The 19602-nt window shown below is 72.6% G+C and carries 22 protein-coding genes; 7 read left to right on the forward strand and 15 right to left on the reverse strand.

The genetic code is table 11. The annotated features are described in order from the left end of the window. Nucleotides 1-51 precede the first annotated feature (51 nt). Together AB0J46_RS04720 and AB0J46_RS04725 are read left to right on the forward strand one after the other, a co-directional pair. Nucleotides 52-1545 carry a sugar-binding protein gene (locus AB0J46_RS04720; RefSeq protein ID WP_364326420.1) on the forward strand — a complete coding sequence of 498 codons (1494 nt, stop codon included), beginning with the start codon at nucleotides 52-54 and terminating at the stop codon, nucleotides 1543-1545. Between the two features lie 9 nt (nucleotides 1546-1554). Continuing rightward, on the forward strand, nucleotides 1555-1917 hold the full coding sequence (locus tag AB0J46_RS04725; RefSeq protein WP_364096062.1) for a DsrE family protein: 363 nt from the start codon (nucleotides 1555-1557) through the stop codon (nucleotides 1915-1917). Between the two features lie 4 nt (nucleotides 1918-1921). On the opposite strand, the gene AB0J46_RS04730 is transcribed toward AB0J46_RS04725, so the two are convergent. Next, nucleotides 1922-2635: a glutamine amidotransferase gene (locus AB0J46_RS04730; protein WP_352319745.1), complete on the reverse strand. Its 714-nt coding sequence runs from the start codon at nucleotides 2633-2635 to the stop codon at nucleotides 1922-1924. After that, nucleotides 2625-3854 (reverse strand): MurT ligase domain-containing protein, encoded by a 1230-nt coding sequence (locus AB0J46_RS04735; protein ID WP_364326423.1) that lies wholly within the window; start codon nucleotides 3852-3854, stop codon nucleotides 2625-2627. The genes AB0J46_RS04730 and AB0J46_RS04735 overlap by 11 nt, the downstream gene beginning before the upstream one ends. A gap of 172 nt (nucleotides 3855-4026) precedes the next feature. On the opposite strand from AB0J46_RS04735, the gene AB0J46_RS04740 reads away from it, so the two are divergent. Continuing rightward, nucleotides 4027-4209 carry a hypothetical protein gene (locus AB0J46_RS04740; RefSeq protein WP_364326426.1) on the forward strand — a complete coding sequence of 61 codons (183 nt, stop codon included), beginning with the start codon at nucleotides 4027-4029 and terminating at the stop codon, nucleotides 4207-4209. 18 nt (nucleotides 4210-4227) lie between these two features. Here the strand turns inward: AB0J46_RS04740 and AB0J46_RS04745 are convergent, their stop codons facing one another. Then, nucleotides 4228-7197: an ATP-binding protein gene (locus AB0J46_RS04745; protein WP_364326429.1), complete on the reverse strand. Its 2970-nt coding sequence runs from the start codon at nucleotides 7195-7197 to the stop codon at nucleotides 4228-4230. Nucleotides 7198-7270: 73 nt separating this feature from the next. After that, nucleotides 7271-9214 carry a hypothetical protein gene (locus AB0J46_RS04750; protein ID WP_358289355.1) on the reverse strand — a complete coding sequence of 648 codons (1944 nt, stop codon included), beginning with the start codon at nucleotides 9212-9214 and terminating at the stop codon, nucleotides 7271-7273. A gap of 169 nt (nucleotides 9215-9383) precedes the next feature. Between AB0J46_RS04750 and AB0J46_RS04755 the strand changes: the two genes are divergently transcribed. Genes AB0J46_RS04755 through AB0J46_RS04765 form a run of 3 tightly spaced genes read left to right on the forward strand, consistent with a single transcriptional unit; the run spans nucleotide 9384 to nucleotide 11906 of the window. Continuing rightward, nucleotides 9384-10049, forward strand: coding sequence for a hypothetical protein (locus tag AB0J46_RS04755; protein ID WP_364326432.1), 666 nt, complete (start codon nucleotides 9384-9386; stop codon nucleotides 10047-10049). Then, the gene (locus AB0J46_RS04760) at nucleotides 10046-10699 is read left to right on the forward strand and encodes a hypothetical protein (protein WP_364326435.1); all 654 of its coding nucleotides are present in this window, start codon (nucleotides 10046-10048) and stop codon (nucleotides 10697-10699) included. Before AB0J46_RS04755 ends, AB0J46_RS04760 begins: the two co-directional genes overlap by 4 nt. A gap of 7 nt (nucleotides 10700-10706) precedes the next feature. Next, nucleotides 10707-11906 (forward strand): hypothetical protein, encoded by a 1200-nt coding sequence (locus AB0J46_RS04765; protein ID WP_364326438.1) that lies wholly within the window; start codon nucleotides 10707-10709, stop codon nucleotides 11904-11906. On the opposite strand, the gene AB0J46_RS04770 is transcribed toward AB0J46_RS04765, so the two are convergent. After that, entirely contained in the window at nucleotides 11893-13134 is a 1242-nt protein-coding gene (locus AB0J46_RS04770) for a hypothetical protein (RefSeq protein ID WP_364326441.1), read from the reverse strand. The two genes, AB0J46_RS04765 and AB0J46_RS04770, sit on opposite strands and share 14 nt — an antisense overlap. Before the next feature lie 225 nt (nucleotides 13135-13359). On the opposite strand from AB0J46_RS04770, the gene AB0J46_RS04775 reads away from it, so the two are divergent. After that, nucleotides 13360-13914, forward strand: a complete 555-nt coding sequence (locus AB0J46_RS04775; RefSeq protein WP_364326444.1) for an XRE family transcriptional regulator — start codon at nucleotides 13360-13362, stop codon at nucleotides 13912-13914. Here AB0J46_RS04775 and AB0J46_RS04780 read toward each other — a convergent pair. From AB0J46_RS04780 to AB0J46_RS04825, 10 genes are all read right to left on the reverse strand, one after another. After that, nucleotides 13890-14642, reverse strand: a complete 753-nt coding sequence (locus AB0J46_RS04780) for a methylated-DNA--[protein]-cysteine S-methyltransferase (RefSeq protein WP_364326447.1) — start codon at nucleotides 14640-14642, stop codon at nucleotides 13890-13892. The genes AB0J46_RS04775 and AB0J46_RS04780 overlap by 25 nt on opposite strands. Beyond that, nucleotides 14639-15199, reverse strand: coding sequence for a sigma-70 family RNA polymerase sigma factor (locus AB0J46_RS04785; protein ID WP_364326450.1), 561 nt, complete (start codon nucleotides 15197-15199; stop codon nucleotides 14639-14641). Before AB0J46_RS04785 ends, AB0J46_RS04780 begins: the two co-directional genes overlap by 4 nt. A 104-nt stretch (nucleotides 15200-15303) precedes the next feature. Then, a complete protein-coding gene (locus tag AB0J46_RS04790; protein ID WP_364326453.1) occupies nucleotides 15304-15606 on the reverse strand; it encodes a DUF1416 domain-containing protein in 303 nt (100 codons plus the stop codon). After that, the gene (locus AB0J46_RS04795; RefSeq protein WP_358289377.1) at nucleotides 15606-16445 is read right to left on the reverse strand and encodes a sulfurtransferase; all 840 of its coding nucleotides are present in this window, start codon (nucleotides 16443-16445) and stop codon (nucleotides 15606-15608) included. Before AB0J46_RS04795 ends, AB0J46_RS04790 begins: the two co-directional genes overlap by 1 nt. Beyond that, nucleotides 16442-16855 carry a DUF4395 domain-containing protein gene (locus AB0J46_RS04800; protein WP_364326456.1) on the reverse strand — a complete coding sequence of 138 codons (414 nt, stop codon included), beginning with the start codon at nucleotides 16853-16855 and terminating at the stop codon, nucleotides 16442-16444. The genes AB0J46_RS04795 and AB0J46_RS04800 overlap by 4 nt, the downstream gene beginning before the upstream one ends. 58 nt (nucleotides 16856-16913) lie before the next feature. Then, nucleotides 16914-16997 carry a putative leader peptide gene (locus AB0J46_RS04805; protein WP_350668905.1) on the reverse strand — a complete coding sequence of 28 codons (84 nt, stop codon included), beginning with the start codon at nucleotides 16995-16997 and terminating at the stop codon, nucleotides 16914-16916. A gap of 32 nt (nucleotides 16998-17029) precedes the next feature. Further along, complete coding sequence (locus tag AB0J46_RS04810; protein ID WP_364328007.1) at nucleotides 17030-17371, reverse strand: thioredoxin family protein; 342 nt, start codon at nucleotides 17369-17371, stop codon at nucleotides 17030-17032. Between the two features lie 145 nt (nucleotides 17372-17516). Continuing rightward, nucleotides 17517-18332, reverse strand: a complete 816-nt coding sequence (locus AB0J46_RS04815; RefSeq protein WP_364326459.1) for a zf-HC2 domain-containing protein — start codon at nucleotides 18330-18332, stop codon at nucleotides 17517-17519. Continuing rightward, nucleotides 18332-18844 carry a sigma-70 family RNA polymerase sigma factor gene (locus AB0J46_RS04820; RefSeq protein ID WP_125643242.1) on the reverse strand — a complete coding sequence of 171 codons (513 nt, stop codon included), beginning with the start codon at nucleotides 18842-18844 and terminating at the stop codon, nucleotides 18332-18334. The genes AB0J46_RS04815 and AB0J46_RS04820 overlap by 1 nt, the downstream gene beginning before the upstream one ends. 37 nt (nucleotides 18845-18881) lie before the next feature. Beyond that, a complete protein-coding gene (locus AB0J46_RS04825; RefSeq protein ID WP_364326462.1) occupies nucleotides 18882-19547 on the reverse strand; it encodes a DUF2993 domain-containing protein in 666 nt (221 codons plus the stop codon). Nucleotides 19548-19602 lie beyond the last annotated feature (55 nt).

Genomic DNA, 19602 nt, shown 5'->3' on the forward strand with positions numbered 1-19602 from the left:
CCGGTGGCTAACCTTCTGGATCGGGGAGACGTTTCGCCGGGGGGAGCCGCGATGCTGGATGCCTGGGCCGTGCCGCCGCACGTCGACGTGCTGTTCGTGGGCGCCCATCCGGACGACGAGTACCAGTCGTTGTCCACGTTCGGGCAGTGGCGCGAACGCCTGGGGCTGACCACCGGGGTCGTGACGGTCACCCGTGGCGAGGGCGGCGGCAACGCCGCCGGGCCGGAGAAGGGCGCGGCGCTCGGCCGGATCAGGGAGGCCGAGGAGCGCGAGGCGGTCGCGCACGCGGGCATCCGCGACGTCTTCTACCTGGACAGACCGGACTTCTGGTACACGCTGTCGGCGCCCCTGACCGCCCGCGCGTGGGGGCCGGGCACCCTCCGGCGGCTGGTCGAGACGATCAGGGCGACCAGGCCCTCGACCGTGGTCACGATGGACCCGCGGCCCTTCAACCAGCACGGCGGGCACCAGCTCGCCGCCCGGCTGGCCGTCGAGGCGTTCCGGCTGGCCGCCGACCCCGCCGCGTTCCCCGGGACGGGCGCGCCCTGGCGGGCCACCCGGCTGCTGACCCAGAACTGGGGGCTGCGCGGCCCCGTGGGCCCCGGCTGCGCGACGGCCGGCCTGCGCGACCCGGCCACCGGGCTGCCGCAGCTCGGCGTCTGGGCGGGCGCCTGGTCGCCGCGCCACCGCGCCACGTGGGCCCAGCGGGAGCGCGACGCCGAGCGGGCGTACCGCACGCAGGGGTTCGCCGCGCGGCCGGCGAAGGTGGCCGGGCCGTTCGGGTGCGACTGGTTCTCGGTCGTCTTCGACGGCGGGCGGCCGGTGCCGGCTCCGGTCGTCGAGCAGGCGGGCCTGCGTCCTCTGTACGCCGAGTTCCGCGACTGGGCGCGCGCGACCGGCCTGCCCTGGCTGGCCAACCGGGCGCAGCCCGACTACCCCGAGCCGCCCGCCACCACGCTGCCGGTCGCCGGGCGCGCCCCCGTGCTCGACGGCGTCGCCTCCCCCGGCGAGTACGCGGGCCCGGCCCTGCCCCTCGCCCATTGGGAGGGCGAGCGCTGCCCGGCGGCCGACTGCGCCGCGACCGCCCGGCTGGCCCGCCACGGCGCCGACCTCTACGTCCAGGTCGAGGTCACCGACGAGGCGCGCGGCGCCGCCCTCGACGAGTGCGAGCGCCACTGGCGCACCGACGCGGTCGAGATCGCCCTCGACCCGCGCGGCGACTCCGACGACACCTCGACCACGTTCAAGCTGGGCGTCCTGCCCTACACCGCCGAGGGCGGCCCGTGCGCGGCCCGCGACGCCGACGCCCGTCAGGGCCCCGCCCCGCGGGTGGGCGTGGCGTCCGCGGTTCACGACGGCGGGTACGGCGTCGAGGTGCGCATCCCGTTCGCGCTGCTGCCCGCCCCGCCCACCGCGCTGAGAGCGAACGTGCTCGTCTACGACTCCGACACCGGGGACAGGACCGGGCAGACGCGCCTGGCCTGGTCGCCGTTCGGCAGTGCCCAGGCCGATCCGTACGTGTGGGGCCGCGTCGGTCAGGGTTAGGGTGACGCCATGGCACGATCTTTGGTGATCAAGGTGACCGCGGGGGCGGACGCCCCTGAGCGGTGCAACCAGGCATTCACGGTGGCGGCGGCCGCGCTGGCGAGCGGCGTGCCGGTCTCCCTCTGGCTGACCGGCGAGTCGTCGTGGTTCGCCCTGCCGGGGCGGGCCAAGGAGTTCTCCCTGCCCCACGCGGCGCCGCTGGCGGACCTGCTGGAAGCCGTCCTGGCGGCCGGCCGGGTGACCCTGTGCACGCAGTGCGCCGCCCGCCGCGACATCACGGTCGACGACGTGATCGACGGCGTGCGCATCGCCGGCGCGCCCGCGTTCGTGGAGGAGGCGGTCAGCGAGGGCGCCCAGGCCCTGGTCTACTAGGCCGTCAGCCGGACAGGACGGTGCTCAGCCGCTCCTGGCGCAGGGCCTCGTAGCGGGAGTCGTCGAGGGGCGTCAGCTCGCCCACGCGCCACGACAGCAGCAGGTCGGCCAGGGCCGGGTTGCGCGCCAGGGCCGGGCCGTGCAGGTACGTGCCCACCACGTGGCCCGCGTAGCAGCCCTCGAAGCCGTCGCCGTTGCCGACCCCGGCGACCGTCTTGGACAACGGCCGCACGCCCGGGCCGAGGTGCGTGACGCCCATGTGGTTCTCGAAGCCGGTCAGCGTGGGCAGGTTGAGCGCCGCGTCGACCTCGGCGACCAGCTCGCCCACGGCCCGGGCGGGGCCGCGCGAGCTGGCGATGTCGAGCAGGCCGATGCCGTCGACCGGCTGGCCCTCCTCGCCGCCGAACGTGCTGCCCATGATCTGGTAGCCGGCGCACACGGCCAGCATCGCCGCGCCCCGGGCGATGGCCCGCTGGAGGCCGCCGTCGCGGCGCAGGCGCTGGGCGGCCAGGATCTGCGGACGGTCCTCGCCGCCGCCGATCAGGTAGATGTCGCCGGTCTCCGGCACGGGGTCGGCCGAGCGGACGTAGACGGTCTCGACCTCGATGCCCCGGCGCTGGGCACGCTGCTCCAGGACGAGCACGTTGCCCTGGTCGCCGTAGGTGCTCAGCAGGTCGGGGTAGATCCAGACGATGCTGAGGGCGCTGTCAGACGGCACGTCCGAACTCCGATCGGATCTGCTGGAAGGCGGTGTAGTTGGCGATCACGTCGACCCGGCCGGGCGGCTGCATGGCCAGCGCCTCGGAGAACGAGCTGCACAACGTGAACGGCACGTCGGCCACGTCGAGCCGGAGCGCCAGGTCGAGCCGCCGCTCACCGGTGACGAAGACCGGACGGCCGCGCAGGATGCGGTAGTCGACGTCCCACAACCACGAGGTGTCGCGGCCGTCGGGGCCCTGCGCGTTGACCGAGAGGATGATCGGCAGTTGCGGGTCGGCGACGTCGAAGGCCTCCAGCCAGCCCGCCGGGTTCTTGGACAGCAGCAGCCGCGCGTGGCGGCCCTCGCGCTCGACCGTGGTGTAGCGGCCGGCCACCGAGGTGACCTCGCGCAGCCGGGGCAGCGCCCGGTCGACCGGCAGCCCGAACGCCTCGGCCACGGCCAGCGCCATCACCGCGTTGGAACGGTTGGCCAGGCCGGGGAGCTGGATGTCGAGCATCCAGCGCTGCCCGCGCGGGTCGATGGCGACGTCGTCGTCGAGCACCCACTGCGGCTCGGGACGGTGGAAGGTGCACTCACGGCAGGACCAGTCGGCGTCTTTGCGGTCGAGGGGGCCGCCGCACTCGGGGCAGCACCAGGAGTCCTCCTTCCAGCGCTGGCCGCCGGCGACCCAGGTGACCTTGGCGGCGGTGGAGGCCCCCCAGGTGACGAGGGGGTCGTCGCAGTTGGCGATGACGTGGGTGGGCCTGCCCGACAGCGCCCTGCGCCACTTCTGCGCGAGCAGCCAGATCTCGGCCGCGCGGTCCATCTGGTCGCGGCTGAGGTTCATCAGGCAGACGACGCCGGCGCCGGTGGTGTCGAGCACCTCCGGCAGGTACTTCTCGTCGACCTCCAGCACGCCGTAGGGGGCGCCCTTGTGCTGGGAGAGCGCCGAGACGTGCCCGGCCGGCATGTTGGCGCCGAAGGCGTTGGTGGCGACCTCGCCCATCTCCAGCAGCGCGGAGGTGATCAACCTGGTCGTGGTGGTCTTGCCGTTGGTGGCGCTGACCAGGGCCAGCTTGCGGTCGCGGGCCAGCTTGCGCAGGAGGTCGGGTTCGAGCATCAGGCCCACCCTGCCGCCGATCACCGAGCCGTCACCGCGCCCGGTCATCCGCGAGAGCGTGGCAGCGCTGCGTCCCAGGGCGCTGGCGAGCTGAGCCCGCAGAGGAAGCTGGGTCATGCACATGGATCCTAGTCGCCGTTGAGTCCTACTCTGGAGTTGCACACGAAAACGCGGCCCGGTCGGTAGCCCGGGCGAAGCATCACGTATCCGCCCTTCCAGGGATGTCCGGTGTGCCGGAGGCGGCCTGTCCAGGTCGCTTTCCCGGCATGTCTGGTGAAGGGCGGAGAAGATGGTCACGTTGTCGGCGCGGGCCGCCGCCCAGGTGTCCGTACGGAGCACGGCCGCGCAGGAGGCGATGCGGCTGGAGCTGGAGAGCCGCAAGCAGCAGGCCGCGCAGGGACGTCGGGAACGGCGGCGCGAGCTGGCCGAGCACAAACGCGAGGTGGCCCGCCGCAAGCGCCGCGAACGCTGACCCGTTCCCGGACGGGCGTCAGGCCGAGGGGGCGTCGACGAAGGCGATCTCCGGAGCGCCCCCGTGGTCGAACGGCAGGACGAACCGCTGCGGCCACGACAGCACCCCCTCCAGCCAGCCCGCCCCCATCGTCTGGCCGACGTGCCTGATCCTGGCCGACGCCTCGATGCCGATCGCCACGTTGGTGATGTCGCGCTGCACGCTCTCGTTCTCGTCGTCGCCCAGGATGACCCGCCAGGCCAGGGCCCGGTTGTGGTCCACCTCCATGGACAGCGGGTGGTGGCGCAGGGCCTTGGCGCGGTGGCCGAGCAGCTCGGCGTGCACCAGGTCGGCCGTGCCGTTGCCGGTGGACTGGCGGAACAGGGCGTACTCCATGGGCGGGGCCGGGCTGCGCAGGTTGGGGGCGGGCTGGCCGTACGGGAAGAGCCGGTCGACCTCGTGCAGCCAGCGCACCTGCGGGATCACCCACGACGCGCCAGGACGGTCGCCGCCCGGCTCGGCCCCCGACAGCAGCCGCGCGGCGACCTCGGCGGCCTTCTCGGTGAGCAGCGCCGGGTCGAACCAGCTCCGCAACGACCAGGCCCGCCGCTGGACGGCGCGTTCGATCAGCGTGGCGAGCAGGCACTCGCGGCGGCGGGCGGGCAGCTCGCCCCAGGCGGCCGACAGCGCGCGCGGCACGCCGGGCAGCGGCCGGTTGCTGACGAAGGCGAGCACGACCGTGTCGCACCAGATGCGCAGCCACGCCCAGTCGGGCCCGTCGGCGAGCACGTCGGCCTCTCTGAGCTCCACCAGGGTGCACGCCTGGCCGGTACGGCACTGCGCCCCGCACGCGGCCGACCTGCGCCCGCGGATGGGCGGCTGGGGGCCCGGCAGCGGCTTCTCCCGCGACTCGCCCAGCGGGACGCGCACCCGCAGCGGCCGGTCCATGCCGTCGGCGAAGACCGCGGCCGAGCCCGGCTGGAGTGAGACGACGTGCCTGGACTGCTCGTCGCTGAGGTTCATGGCCGCGCCGACGAGCTTCCTGTCGTCCTCGGCGGGCAGCCGGTGGACGACCTTCAGCGCGGTGTTCTTCACGACGTCGGAGACGAGCTTGGTCGGGATCTGCTCGGCCACCACGATGCCCTCGCCGTACGCCCTGATCTCGGCGAGCAGGCCGGCCAGGAGTTCCACGGCGTGCGTGGAGGCCCGGCCGTGGCCGCGGTCGCGCAGCAGCCGGTGGGCCTCCTCGATCACGATGACGTGCCGCAGCCCGGCCGACTTCTCCTTCCTGGCCCGCATGCGCAGGTGCTCGACGATCCGGATGATCAGCGTGCCCATGAGGAACGCCTTGTCCTCGTCGTTGGCGACGTCCTCGATGGCCAGGACGACGTTGCGCTCCAGCAGGCCGCCGATGTCGGCCGGGTGCCCGCCCTCGAAGAAGCGCCCGGCCGAGCCGACCCGCAACGACCGCAGCCTGAGCGAGATGAAGCCCTCGACGTCGGCCTGGACCTCGCGGCCGTAGCCGATCTCCTTGATGACGTCCATGGCGTGCTGCTGGAGCTGTTCGAGCGTCGGCACGCTGGGCGGGACGTTCGAGCCGGGCACGGCGCCACCGGTCACGACGTCCCAGCCGGTGGCCTCGTAGACCCGTTGCAGGGACAGCGACATGATCTGCGGGAACGGCTCCTCGGCGTCGAAGGCGGCCATGAACAGCGCCCTGATCATGTCGATGTGCGCCTGGACGGGGTAGCCGGGCTCGGGTTCGAGCGGGTTGACGCTGAGCGGCACGCCCTCGGGGGCCGACGGGTTGATCACCGTCACCGGGTCGGCGATGCGGCCGGCCATGGCCGCGTACTCGGACTTGGCCGGCTCGATGGCCAGCCACGGGATGCGCGCCTCGCTGAGCTGCTCCAGCAGGTGGCGGACGGTCTGGGACTTGCCCGAGCCGGTCGCGCCGGTGACGAACGCGTGCCTGTTGAGCGTGGCCAGCGGCACCCGGAAGCTGCCCACGCCTCTGTCCTGGCCGTCGAGGATCTCACCCAGCTCCAGCTCGCCGCCGTCGGCCTCGGACGTCACGTCGAAGAAGCCGGAGTCGAGCACGCGTACGCCGGGCACCTCGCGCCTGGGCAGCCCGGCCAGCGCGGCCAGCGCCCCGGCGGTGGCCGCGAAGGGCGCGGCGGCGCCGTCGGCCGGGTCCTGCATGGTGATGGCCAGGGCCTCCGACAGCGCGTGGACCGCGCCGTGCGCGCTGCGCAGCCGGTACGGGTGGTGGCTCATCTCGACCGACCCGACGAGCACGGGCGCGATCTGCCGCAGCTCCTCGGCGGTGGCCCCGCCGGCCAGCACGCGCACGTTCCACAGGCCGGCCTCGCGGAAGGCGTCGAGCTCCTGCATGCGGCGCTCGGCCCGTTCGGCGTCGAACCGGGAACGCTCGGAGGCGTCGCCGTACTGCCGCAGGACGTTGAGCTGGGTGCGCAGGTGCGCCACCTCGGCGTCGAGCAGGTCGGTCGGCTCGGCCACCACCAGCCAGGCGAACGGCCGCGACATGAGCGTGACCAGCGTCGACTCGAACAACGTGGGCCGCTTCAGCTCGTCGGGGTCGGACCCGGCGAACTCCCGCCCCCGCCCGCCCAGCGGCGGCGCCTGGCGGCCGGGGCACGGCGTCCAGACCAGGTCGGCGAGGTCGGCCAGGTACTCCTCGTCCAGCTCGATGCCCCGCGCGCCGCCCGGGAACAGCAGCGGCTGGGGCCCGGTCGGCAGGCCGGGCACGTCGGTCGCCCTGCGCGGCTGGCGCGGCGGCGAGAGCGGACCGGCATTGGTGATCAGTTCGAGCGGCGCCCCGGAACCCCGCGACAGCCACCCGATGACGAACGGCCGGTCACGCTGCGCCGCCGACAACACGGCGGGCAGCACGGTGACGAAATCCCATTCCGCCGACGAGCTTCGCGAGGGTGCGGCGATCGACTGGATCCGATACCAGGGCCCGCTCAGCGAGACACTCGGCTGCATCTTCAATTCCCCCACAGTCGGTTCTCAGTAAAATCCCGCTGATCGCCAGCTCCTCACCACGCCCTTGACCAGGTCATTGCCTGCCCTTGCGCCAGTCAAGGCGTGGCGGTGGTGGCCCGAGGTTGGGTGGCGGCTCCTCGCCCTCGTCCTTGGCCTCCAGGGCCAGCACGGCCTCGCGCACCTCCTCCAGGTCGCCGAGCGTGGTCTTGGGGAAGGTGAGGATGGCCGGATTGGCGTCGGCCAGCCGCACCCGCCTGCCCTCGGCGGTCGCGTCGGTGACGATCACTGACGTCGTGGGGAGCTGCTGGAGCTGGTGCGGCTCGACCAGGAACTCGCGCGACCGGTGGAGCACGCGCTCGGTCTCGGAGATCTTGTCGGCCGTCCGGCCCCACTCGGTGGACTCGGTGATGTCCTCGACCAGGTCGGCGTGGCCGTCGCCGCGGTCGTGGCGGGCGTCGTCCACCTGGGAGATGGTGGAGGTGTAGCCGCCGTCGAGGCCCGGCAGGGCGTCGCTGATCGTCTCGGTGAGCTGGGCCAGCTCCAGCCGGTGCTCGGTGCCGACGTGCTCGCTGGCGACCCGGGCGTCCTCGGCGTTGCCGAGCCGCATGAACGCCACGGCCGCGTGGCCGCGCCCCAGCCGCTCCTTCACGGTGGGGGTCAGGCTCCGGTACGTCAGCACCAGCCCGGTACGCGAGGTCTCGCACGCGTCCATGAGCCGGTCGAGCACGTCGCCGCGGAGCTTGTCGGCGCCCGCCACGATGATCGTGTGGTACCAGGGCCGGTCGGAGGCGGGCGACTGGCGCAGGATGTGGGTGAGCGCGGTGGCCACGTACGTGCCGAGCACCCGGTTGCCGAACACGCCGGCCTGCCGGTCCATGCTCACCACGCGCAGCCGGGCGGGCGGCAGCCGCACCGCCTGGGTGCCGAGCGTCTCCAGCTTGCGCAGCTGCGACTCAAGGGCCCAGGCGCGCTCGATCACCACCCGGTCGCTCACGCCGCGGCCGAACAGCGTGCCGATGCGTTCGAGCTGGGTCGCGGTGATCAGGCCGAAGCGCAGGTCGTCCCGCGGGTCGCCGACCTGCGCCAGGGCCCGCAGGGCGGCGGTGACCTGGCTGATGGTGGCGTTCTCGCCGAGCACTTCGAGCACCCGTTCCAGGATGGCGTTGTCGAAGCTGAGGTCGCGGGTGGTGCGGTGCTCCTCGCTCACGCTCACCACGTGGGCCAGCACGTCGGCGAACGCCTCCGGCTTGAGCGTGGCCCCGAGGTCGAGCTTCGGCAGGTCGACCGGCAGCACCCATACCAGCGGGTCGTCGCCGCCCTTGCGGGCCAGTTCGATCAGGTCTTTGGCGATCGCGCCCTCCGACAGGTCGAGCACGGTCAGGTGGCCGCCGCTGTAGAGCCGGGTGGCGCCGAGCAGCGTGATCAGCGCGGACCAGCCGGGCAGCGTGCCGCCGGCCACGTCGATGCGGTCGATCTCGTCGGGGACGGCGACGGCGTACCAGGTGAGCTGGCGTTCGTGGCGCTCCTTCGACTCCTGCCAGTCGCGGTAGCGCCGGGCGTGCTCCTCCTGGGCGCGGAACAGCTCTTTGTCACGTTCCTGACGTTGCCGGTCGTCCCTGGCCTGCTGTTCGAGCACTCGGTAGCGGACCGCCCGGTCGCCCTGGAGCAGGGCGTAGGTGCAGATGCCCGCCACGCCGCCGGCCGCGACCAGCCCGAGGAGCGCGAACGACCATCCCAGGTAGCCGCTGACCGCGGCCACGAGGATCAGCGCGGACATGGTCAGGCTGATGGCCCGGATGACGCGTACGGGCCGGTTGAGCATGTCCTCCTGGAGCCGCTCGCGGCGCAGCGCCTCGGCCGCCGCCCGGCCGGACGACTCCGCGTCCGGCGCCGGCTCCTTCTCGGGCGAGGGACGCTTGGGCGGCGGCCCCGGGTCGGGATGCAGCAGGATGTACTGCCACCCCAGGTAGATGCGGTCCGCCTGGAGCTGGGCATGCTCGGGATGCACGTCCGCCACGTGACCCTCCGGCCGCGATATGTCGTTAGTTGCAGGGGCCAGCCCTTTTCCGCTCCGTGACAGCGTATGAGCTTCCACCCCCGTAGCGGCAGGGTTCGCGGCAATTCCCCCCGCCAGAAGGGACCATTGCGGCAGATGGGGCAACCGTGACCTATTACCATCCATACCCATGACGGAACCCTCCGGCGACAGCAGGCCGAGACGCCCGGTGGCGGTGCCCATCCTGGCTCTCGTGGCGGTCACGGCCGTCGGCATCACGGCCTTGCTGGGCGGGCTGAACGAGGCCCCCGACAAGGGCCCCGACCTGCTCGGCCAGGGCGCGACGCTCGACCAGGGCCGTTACTCCACGCGCTTCGTCGAGTCGCGGGTCAAGGTCGAGCGGGCCAAGACGCAGTTCGAGGAGGACAAGCGGTTCGTGGAGCTGGTCTTCGAGGTCACCAACAAGGGGGACGAGACCTCCGGCGTCGGCCTGCCCCCCGACCCCGCCCAGCCGGACAAGGCGTGGCTCGGCACGTCCTTCGCCGACTCGCTGGTCTCCATCACCCCCAGGTTCTCCAAGGAGTCGGGGCCCTTCGTCTACGCCCTGGACAAGGGCGACGAGACCCGGCAGCTCCATCCCGGCGTGACCAGCCAGGTCCTCGTCCGGTACCGGCTCGGCGCGACCGAACGGCCGCCGGACAAGATCACGTTCGACGTGGCCGCCTTCGAGTACATCCCCGGCTTCCAGGACGAGCGGCTGCAGTGGCAGATGGTCGCCAAGGAGAAGGACGACAAGTTCTACCCCGAGGTGAAGGCCCGCGTGACGCTGCCGGTCAAGGCGGGTGAGGGGGCATGACCGCCACCCAGCCGCGTTCCTCCGCCGTCCCCGAGCGCCCTGAGCGGCCCGGCCGCCGCGCCGGACGCGGGCCGGGCGGCGGCTCCAAAGTGCTCAACGCCTGCGCCGGGCTGCTGCTTGCGGCCGCCGCCGTCGGGCTGCAGACGTTCCACCTGACCGCCAACGAGGCGAGCGCCAGGGTGACCTACACGGGCGCCAAGGGCGAGGACGTGGACGCCAGGCGGTTCACCGTCCGGCTCGACTCGTTCCTGGCCACCAAGACGATCCAGAACAGCGACCAGACCATCACGACGGACAACCTGTTCCTCGTGGTCAACGCCTCGGCCAGGTCGAGCCTCAAGCCGTACCACCTGGGGCAGCCGCAGCTGCTGACCGCGGACGGCAAGAAGTTCGCGGCCACCGACCGCGTGGCGAGCCTTCTGACGCTGGCGAACACGTGGGTCCAACCCGACATCTGGGTCAGCGGGCGGTTCTTCTTCGAGGTTCCTCCATCGGCGCTGCCGGGGGCGCGCGTGGTCTTCGGGCTGCCGGCCGAGATGCTGGTGGAGCCGTTCCAGCCGGAGGTCGAGATCGACCTCGGGCTCGACGAGGAGGCCGCGCGCAAGCTCGCGGCCTCGCCGCAGGCCGTCTACTCCACCGTCAAGAAGTGATCGCACTGTGAGCACGAACGAGCGCGACTGGTTCGCCCCCAGGAACGACCACCACGCCGAGGACCCCGCCCCGGCCCCCTCGGCCTTCCCGCCTCCTCCGGCGCCCGCGGACCCCGCGACCCCGCCGGGGGCTCCGGCCTTCCCGCCGCCCGTGGCGGAGCCGCCGCCGTCCCAGCCGCCCGCGGCGGGGCCGATGCCGCCTGCGCCGCAGACGCCGCTGCCCGCCCGGCCACGCCGCCGCCGTACGGGCTCTCCGCGCGACCGCGCCACCCCGCCGCCGACCCGTCCCACGCCGCCTCCCGGCTACGGCCCCGCCCCCTCGGGCCCCGTTCCCCCCGGGCACGCGGCTCCCCCGGCCGGCCCCGCGGGGGCGCCTCCCGGTCACGACGCGCGGCCTCCCGGCCGTGGCGGCGCGCAGCAGCCCGGCCCTGGAATGCCGACCGGACCCGGTAGGGGGCGGTTCGTGCATCCGGACCAGCAGGTGTGGCCGCCCGCCCCCCGCGAGTCCTCAGGAGGCAGCACCCAGCCGTTGCCCGCCATCCGGCCCGGCATGGCCATGCCGTCCCCCCAGCGCCCCCCGGCCGCGGCCGCCGTACCGCCCGTGGAGCAGCCGCCGGCGGCCCCGCAGGACGCCCGGCCGCCCAGGCGCGGCCGGCTGATCCTGGTCGCCGTGGGCGCCGCCGTGGCCTCCGTCCTCGCCATGGGCCTCAACACCTACGACGGCTACCGCTTCTACGACACGACCATCACCGACGGCATCAAGATCAACGAGGTCGCCGTCGCCCCCGGCCAGTCGGGGAAGGTCCACGACATCGAGTGGCGGGCCGCCCTGAAGGCCGTCCAGGCCCCCGAGGGCAGCAAGCACGGCCCCGAGGTCACCTGGCTGAAGGTGGACATCACCCAGAAGCTCCTCGACGAGTCCAGCGCCACCATGACCGCCCCGCCGGACCGGGCCAAGCTGGAGGACCGCGCCGGCCGGACCTGGACGGTGGAGTTCACCCCGGGCGACCGCCCGACGGACCGGCTGGAGCTGGGCAAGGAGTACAAGTTCGAGGGCATGGCGATCGTCCCGGCGCCGGTCGCGAACGAGGTCGAGCTCTCCTTCAGGGTCAGCGACTACCGCTCCGACACCCCGACGGCGGACTACTTAAAACGGGAGAAGGCCGGCAAGCCGGAGGCGGACGTGCTGCGGTTCACACGTCGCTGAGCGGCTCGCCCTTGAGCCGGGCCCGCGTGGCGGCCAGGTCGTACGTGGCCGCCAGCAGCGCCATCGTGAGCACGGTCACGACCAGCCCGCGCACGAACGTCACGGGCCCGTGCTTGTACGCCCACACCCACTCGGCCTGCGAGCCGACGAGCGTCACCACGGCGCGCTCGGCGTACTCGGCGCCCACGGTGAGGGCGACGTAGCTCAGGCACATCATGCCGAACAGCGGCGCGCCGCCCTTGGCGATCATCCGCAGGGAGTTGGCCAGCGGCAGCCAGCGGTCCCGGAAGCCGCCGGTGAGCTGGTCGAACGACCTCTTGGTGAGGTCGTGGCTGTCCTCCAGCCGGTCCACGCCCCGTTCGAACCGGGTGCCCTTGACCAGGCTGCGGGTCTCGTCGGAGTAGGCGCCGAACACCAGCATCGCCACGGTCAGCCAGGCCAGCGGGACGGCGACGCCGCCGATGAAGAACGGCCAGAAGTCGCCCACCGCGTCCGTGACCGTCTTCCACAGCGGCACGCTCTTCTCCGCCTGCTCCAGCAGGTCGTTGGTGCCGGCGACCACGCTGCGGTGCTCCACCCAGTCCGAGCGCAGCCCGGCGATGGCGACGGTGGCGTTCAGGCCGTAGAAGACGAAGGCGAACTCGGAGAAGGCGGCGCCGAAGCCGTACAGCTTGCCCTTGCCCTGCTCCACGAGCTTGGCGAACAGCCACTTCAGACCGAACAGCACGACCATCGCGCCCAGCGAGACCCGCCAGTCGAGGTCGGTGAGGCCCTTGCCGACGTGGGTCTCCTCGCCGAACCAGGCCGCCGACTGCATGTCGTAGAAGTGGTGGTTCAGGTCCATCTGCTGGAGGGCGCGGGCGTCCTCCACGTGCCAGCCCCACGACAGGTAGAGCACCGCGAAGGCGGGGGCCACCCGGTCCAGCACCCGGAAGAAGCGCTCGTCCTCGACGCCCTCCTCCCGCCTGGCGCGCATCTCCCACAGCGCGCCGCGCAGGGTGTAGAGCATGCCCGTGGTGACCGTCATCGCCGCGAGGACGATCAGGGTCAGGAAGGTGACCGTGCCCACCAGCCGGAGCTGTCGCAGGTCGCCGTAGGCGAGCTCGGTGGCGGCGTACAGCAGGACGAAGCGCACGACCTGGCCCGCCGCGTACCAGAGGATCAGCGGCAGCGCGCAGCTCCCCGCGAGGCGCAGCGCGTGCAGGGGCAGCGAGTACGGCGACGGCATCCGCTGAGCCGGCGTAGGCCCAGGTCGGGGCGGCGCCATCACACCTGTCGATCCGGACATCTGCTGAATCGTAGCGGTCTGTCCCTTACGCCGCAGCCGCAACCCGTGGACAGCCTGTGGCCGGCGTGTTTCCAGGCCACTCCTGAGCAGTGGCAAATCCGGGAAACGACGATTCGGCCCCCGAGAGGCGGTCACACCGGACGAGCCTTGCGGCACGATGGCGTTATGGAGCCGCTGCCCGCGTTCGACCAGGACCCCGCCGTCGTCGGTGACCGGCTGCGACGGCTGCGCCAGGCGCGCGGAGTCTCGCTGTCCGAGCTCGCCAAGCGGGCGGGCATCGGGAAGGCCACGCTGTCCGGCGTCGAGACCGGCACCCGCAACCCCACGCTGGAGACGCTCTGGGCGATCACCGCGCAGCTCGGCGTGCCCATCGGGGCGATACTCGACTCGCCGCCCGAGCCGCAGACCATGCGCGGCGCCGCCATCGAGGCCGACCTGCTGGAGGTCTTCGAGGACGACAGCGTCACCTACGAGCTCTACCGCATCCGCGTGCCCCCGGGCGTCACCCAGACCTCGCCCGCCCACCACAAGGGGGTGAGCGAGCACGTCACGGTCTTCACCGGCACGCTCAGCGCCGGCCCGATCCACGAGCCGCTCACGGCCGGGCCCGGCGACCACATCTCCTGGCTCTCCGACGTCCCCCACGGCTACCGCGCGCACGGCCCCGACGTCGTGCGCGCCACCCTCCTGATGCGCTACCCGACCAAGCCCTCCGCCTGAGCGGGGCGGCACGTGCGGCACGGCCGGTAGCCGGCCGCCCTGGCCTGGGCGACGCTGCGGAAGCCGTGCCGGTGCGCGGGGGTGATCCGGCGGGCGTTGTGGCAGGTCGGGAAGCACACCACGCCGGTGGTGTCGCTGGCCAGGTAGAACACCCGCTCCCCGGCCAGCGCGCGCACCCGGTCCAGGTCGACGCCCTCGGCCAGCAGCAGCCGTTCCTTGGCCGCCGGGCCGAACACGTAGTCGCCGGTCACGCCGTCGGACCTGACGACCCGGTGGCACGGCACGAGCAGCGGCACCGGGTTGGCGCCGAGCGCCGTCCCCACCGCGCGTACGGCCCGCGGGCGCCCGATCTGCTCGGCCACCCACGAGTACGGCCTGACCTCGCCCCTCGGGATCGTCCTGACCGCGTCGAGCACGTCACGCTGGAAGCCGCTGACGCCGCGCAGGTCCAGCGGCACCTTGCCGAGACGGCCGGTGCGCAGCGCGGGCACCAGCCCCGCGGGCGGCCGGTCGGCGGCCAGCAGCGGCCGGCCGAAGCGTTTCCTGAACGAGGCGGCGAAGTCGTCGCCGGCGTGCACGTAGGCCACGCCCTGGTCGGTGAAGGCCACCCGCAGCTCGCCGATCGGCGCGGGCACGCTCACCCAGCGGGCGGCGATCCGGTCGAGCAGTCCGGCGGGCGCGTCGGTGGCCAGCGCGGCCAGCCCGGCCAGCAGTGAGTCGTCGTTCATCGGGCACCTCCCAGTTCGCGCAGCCGCCGCAGCCCTCGCGACACGTGCGACTTGACCGTGCCCTGCGGAATCCTGAGCACGGTGGCGATCTCGCTGACCGGCAGGTCGACGACGTGCCTGAGCACCACGGCGGCCCGCTGTTCCTCGGGCAGCAGACCGAGCAGCTCCGACAGCTCGTCGCCGGTCTCCCTGCGGACCGCCGCCTCCTCGACGTCCTGGGCGGGGTCGGGCTCGTCCACGGGCTCGTCACGCAGGTCGGGTGGCGGTTTGCGGGATTTGGCCCTGGCGCAGTTGCGCCAGATGTTCATGAGGATCGTCATCAGCCAGGCCCGCGGCTGCAGCGCGGCCAGGCGGTCGGGCTCGTAGCCCGCCAGTGCCCGGTACGCCCGCAGGAACGCCTCGGCGGTGAGGTCCTCGGCGTCGGCCCAGCGCCCGCTCAGCCGCAGCGCGGTCGAGAAGACCAGGCCGCGGTGGGCGGCGTACAGCTCGGCGAAGCCCTCGTCGAGGTCGTCGAGGAGCGCCTTGCGCACCGGGTCGAGACAGTCGGTTGCACTCACGCCCTCTACAACACCGCCGCGCCGGGTTTCGTTGCGCCCGCCCGGAACGGGGACGGGGCCCGTGTCCGGTGTGGACACGGGCCCCGTCTCGGCGCTGTCTGGGCTCAGACGGCGACCGCGAGCTGGGAGACCTCACCCAGCCGGGCCTCCACCTGAACGTCGCGGGTGACGCCGCCGCCCGCGATGATGCGGACGGTCCAGTCGCCCGGCGCGGCGAAGAAGCGGAAGACGCCGTCGTCGGAGACGACGACCTCACCGGTGAACTCGCCGGAGTTGTCGAGCAGCCGCGCGTAGGCGGTGGTGGCGCCCGTCACCACGCCCTGGATGACGGCCTGGTTGGACAGATCGATCCCGGCCGGCAGCGCGATGGTCTGCTCCGGCGCTCCGCAACCCTGTGCAGTGGTCATCAGCGGGCCTCCCCCAGCTCGATCGGCACGCCCACGAGCGAGCCGTATTCCGTCCACGAACCGTCGTAGTTCTTCACGTTGCCCTGGTCGAGGAGCTCGTGCAGCACGAACCAGGTGTGCGCCGAGCGCTCGCCGATGCGGCAGTAGGCGATGGTGTCCTTGCCGAAGTCGACGCCGGCCTCGCCGTAGAGGGCGCGCAGCGCGTCGTCGGACTTGAAGGTGCCGTCGTCGTTCGCAGCCTTGGACCACGGGATGTTGCGGGCGGTGGGCACGTGGCCGCCGCGCTGGGCCTGCTCCTGCGGGAGGTGGGCCGGGGCGAGCAGCTTGCCGGTGAACTCGTCGGGCGAGCGCACGTCGACCAGGTTGAGCTTGCCGATCGCGGAGACCACGTCGTCGCGGAAGGCGCGGATCGCGGTGTCCTGCTCCTGGGCGACGTACTGGGTCTTGGCGCGCTCGGGCACGTCGCGGACCAGCTCGCGGGAGTCGAGCTCCCACTTCTTGCGCCCGCCGTCGAGCAGCTTGACGTCCTGGTGGCCGTAGAGCTTGAAGTACCAGTACGCGTAGGCCGCGAACCAGTTGTTGTTGCCGCCGTAGAGCACGACGGTGTCATCGTTGGAAATGCCGCGGTCCGACAGCAGGGCCTCGAAACCGGTCTTGTCCACGAAGTCGCGGCGGACCGGGTCCTGCAGGTCCTGCCGCCAGTCGACCTTCACGGCGCCACGGATGTGGCCCTTGTCATAGGCGCTGACGTCTTCGTCGACCTCGACGAGTACGACGTTGGGGGTGTCGAGGTTGGCCTCGACCCAGTCGGCGTCCACCAGGGCGGCGGAGCGGCTCATTGGGAAACCTCCATTTTGGCGGCGGGCAGTAGACGGCGAGTGAGCAGGTACGTTTCGCAGCCGAGGCAGAATCCGAAGGCTGCGTTGAGGAAGGCGGCGAGGAGAGCCGCGGCCGTGGCCCCGAGGGCCAGCGGTGTGATCCCGGTGACGAACCCGGCCAGCCCCGCGACCGCGAAGAGCAGCCCCACCCCCTGCGCGAACCGCGGCGGGCGGGCGTCTTCGGTCTCCTTCGGCGCGCTCCTGACGAGCGCCTTGAAGAGCATCGTGTACGGCGAGCGGCGCGCGACTCCCAGCGCGAAGACCACCGCCTGGACGGCGAGCAGCCACGCGCTCCCCGTCACGAGGACGAGAGCGAGGACCAAGGTGGTGACGGCCGCGCCGAAGCGCAGCGCTCTGGGATCAGCACGCATCGCAGGATGCTCCTGAAGGGGTCGGATGGGGCGGACCAGATGTCCGCGGTGACCGTCCTCAGGCAGCGCGACAGAGCGCGGTGGCGACGCGGCAGAAATCAACCGCGCGCCGCTTCGTGAGCAGCTCTGTCGACGGGTTCATAGCGACGACCCTACTCGTCGTCTCGCCATCTGTCACATCTCGTCCGGGTTATGAGACAGTTCGTGAGACGGCCGTGACTCCCCGGAGGGGATCGCGACCGCCAGCGCGGCCAGCACGTCGGCCTTCCGTGGCTGGCCAGAGGCCTTTTTGACCACGTTGCCTGACGGATCCAGCACAAACACGGTGGGCGTGCGCATGACGTCGAACCGCCGCACCAGATCGAGCCGGGACTCGGCGTCGATCTCCACGTGCGCCACCCCGGGCACGAGCGCGCTCACGTCGGCCAGCACCCGCCTGGTCGCCCGGCAGGGCTGGCAGAACGCGGTCGAGAACTGCACCAGCGTGGCCCGCTCGCCCATGGCGGCGCCCAGCATGTCCGCGGTCAGCCGTTCCCCGGCCGCCGCGCGCACCCGTCCGTCGCGGCGCAGACGAACCACCCCGATCACCGTGCCGAGCGCCAGCGTCGCCAGCGCGATCCACAGACCCGTCACCTCAGGTGCCAACCACGGGCGGCCGCGATTACTTCCTGGCCGGGCCGGCGACGTCCACCAGGACGCGTCCCCGCCGGTCGACGACCTCGAAGCGGTCGATGCGCCGCATGAGCACCGGCGTCGCCATCTGGAAGACGGTCTCCTCGCGGTAGCTCTCGCGGCTGACGGTCCAGCTCCCGACGACCTCGCGCCGCCCCCTGTCGTCGTAGACGGCCAGGCTGCAGGTGGTGCCGACCGGCACGTTCCGCACGGTCACCAGCAGCTCGGTGCGTCCGTCGCCGGGCAGGGCGTAGACCGTGGCGTAGTAGTCCTTGGCCGGGTTCTCGCCCTTGAACGCCCGGCCGTCGCCGGTGGCGCCCAGCGGCGTCGTGGGCATCGCGCTCGGCGTCGGGAGAGCCTTCCTGAGCTGGGCGTCGGGCGCGGCGTCGCTGGCGACGAAGCCCTCGGTCTCCGGCGACTTCGCGGCCGCCGAGGACTGGGGGGCGGCCGCGGGCGCGGCCGCGCTCTGCTGCCCGACGTCCTGCCGGGTGACGGTCCAGACCGTGCCGCCGACGGCGATCACCGCGACGGAGGCGGCCACGGCCAGCATGAGCCGCCCCCGCCGGTGGCGCCGGGCGCGGGCGTTGAGCAGCCGGTCGAGCACCTGGCGCGGCGGGCTGGCCACCAGCTCGACGTCGCGCTCGGACACCTTGCCGAGGAAGGCGGCGACGCCTTCGAGTTCGAGCAGCTCGGCGCCGCAGGTCTCGCAGGTGGCCAGGTGGTTGTCGATCTCCAGCGCCTCGTCGGGTTCGAGCGCGCCCAAGGCGTGCGCGCCCATCGCGATGCGCACTTCTTCGCAGGTCATCACGGCGCCAGCCCCCGCTCTTCGAGCGCCAGCTTGAGCGCGCGCAGCGCGTAGTAGGTGCGCGACTTGACCGTGCCCGGCGGTATGCCCAGCGTCGCCGACGCCTCCTTCACCGATCGCCCCCGGTAGTAGACCTCCAGCAGCACCTCGCGGTGCTCGGGCCGCAGCGCGGCCAGCGCCTCGGCCACGGCCCACGACTCGACCGCCCGTTCCAGCTCGTCGTCGGCCGGCAGGACCGCGAGGGCCTCGTCGCCGGTCTCCTGCGGCCGGGCCTTCTTGGCGCGGTGCTGGTCGACCACGAGGTTACGCGCCACCGTGAACAGCCAGGCCCGGATGGGGCGGCCGGAGAGCGCGTCGGGGTGCCGCCAGGCCCGCAGCAGCGTCTCCTGCACCACGTCCTCCGCACGTCCGGAATCACCGGTGAGTCGCAGCACGTACCCGTAGAGTGGCCCGGCGTGCTCGTCGAAGAGGGTGCGTACGAGCTCCTCGTCCGCGGTGCCTGCTGCGCTCACGCCCTCATCACGTACGGGGGGCCGCAGCGGTTCAGGCTCATCCACGGATCGGCACGTCAGACGCTTCGGCCGAGAACTCCAATCCGTCGGCCACGTTCTTGACCCCGGTGATCTTCACGTCGAAGGGCAGGCCGCCCTTGAACGGGATCGTGTAAGTGACGAAGTGGGCGAGCTGGTCGGGCACGCCCTGGATCTTCTCCGCCTGGAGCCTGATGGCGCCGTCGGCCACGTCGACCCGCATCTCCGCGGTGAACTGCACCTTCTGCACCCCCACCGTCACCTCTCCCGACGCCACGAGCCGCCGCCCGTTGCCGCTGATCTTGATGCCCCGGGGCGCGTGCTTGTCGATCGTGGCCCGGGTGAGCACGCCGCTCACGGTGACCCGCCCGGCCCGGACGTCGGCACGGTTCTGCAGCACGTCGGACAGCGGGGCGGTCACGTCGTAGGCGACGCCGCGCAGGTTCTGCACCGGCACGCCTCCGTAGGTGAGGGTGCCGAGATCGAACCGTACCTCGGGATAGTGCCCGGAGACGGCCTGAGTGAGAAACGGGATGCCCTCGATCGTCACCTTGGGGGTGCCGCTGAGGTCGGTGGCGGCGGCGATCCGGTTGGACAGGTCACGCTCCACCCCGGCCACCGCGACGCGGTCGACGACGACGAAGAGGACGACCAGCACGATCAGAAAGATGATCAGCTTGCGCATGGGGCTCCCTGTCGTCGGCGGGGGTGTCGAGCCTATCGATCCGGCGGTCTCCTTC

The organism is Nonomuraea sp. NPDC049758 (assembly GCF_040674635.1).
Taxonomy (GTDB): domain Bacteria; phylum Actinomycetota; class Actinomycetes; order Streptosporangiales; family Streptosporangiaceae; genus Nonomuraea.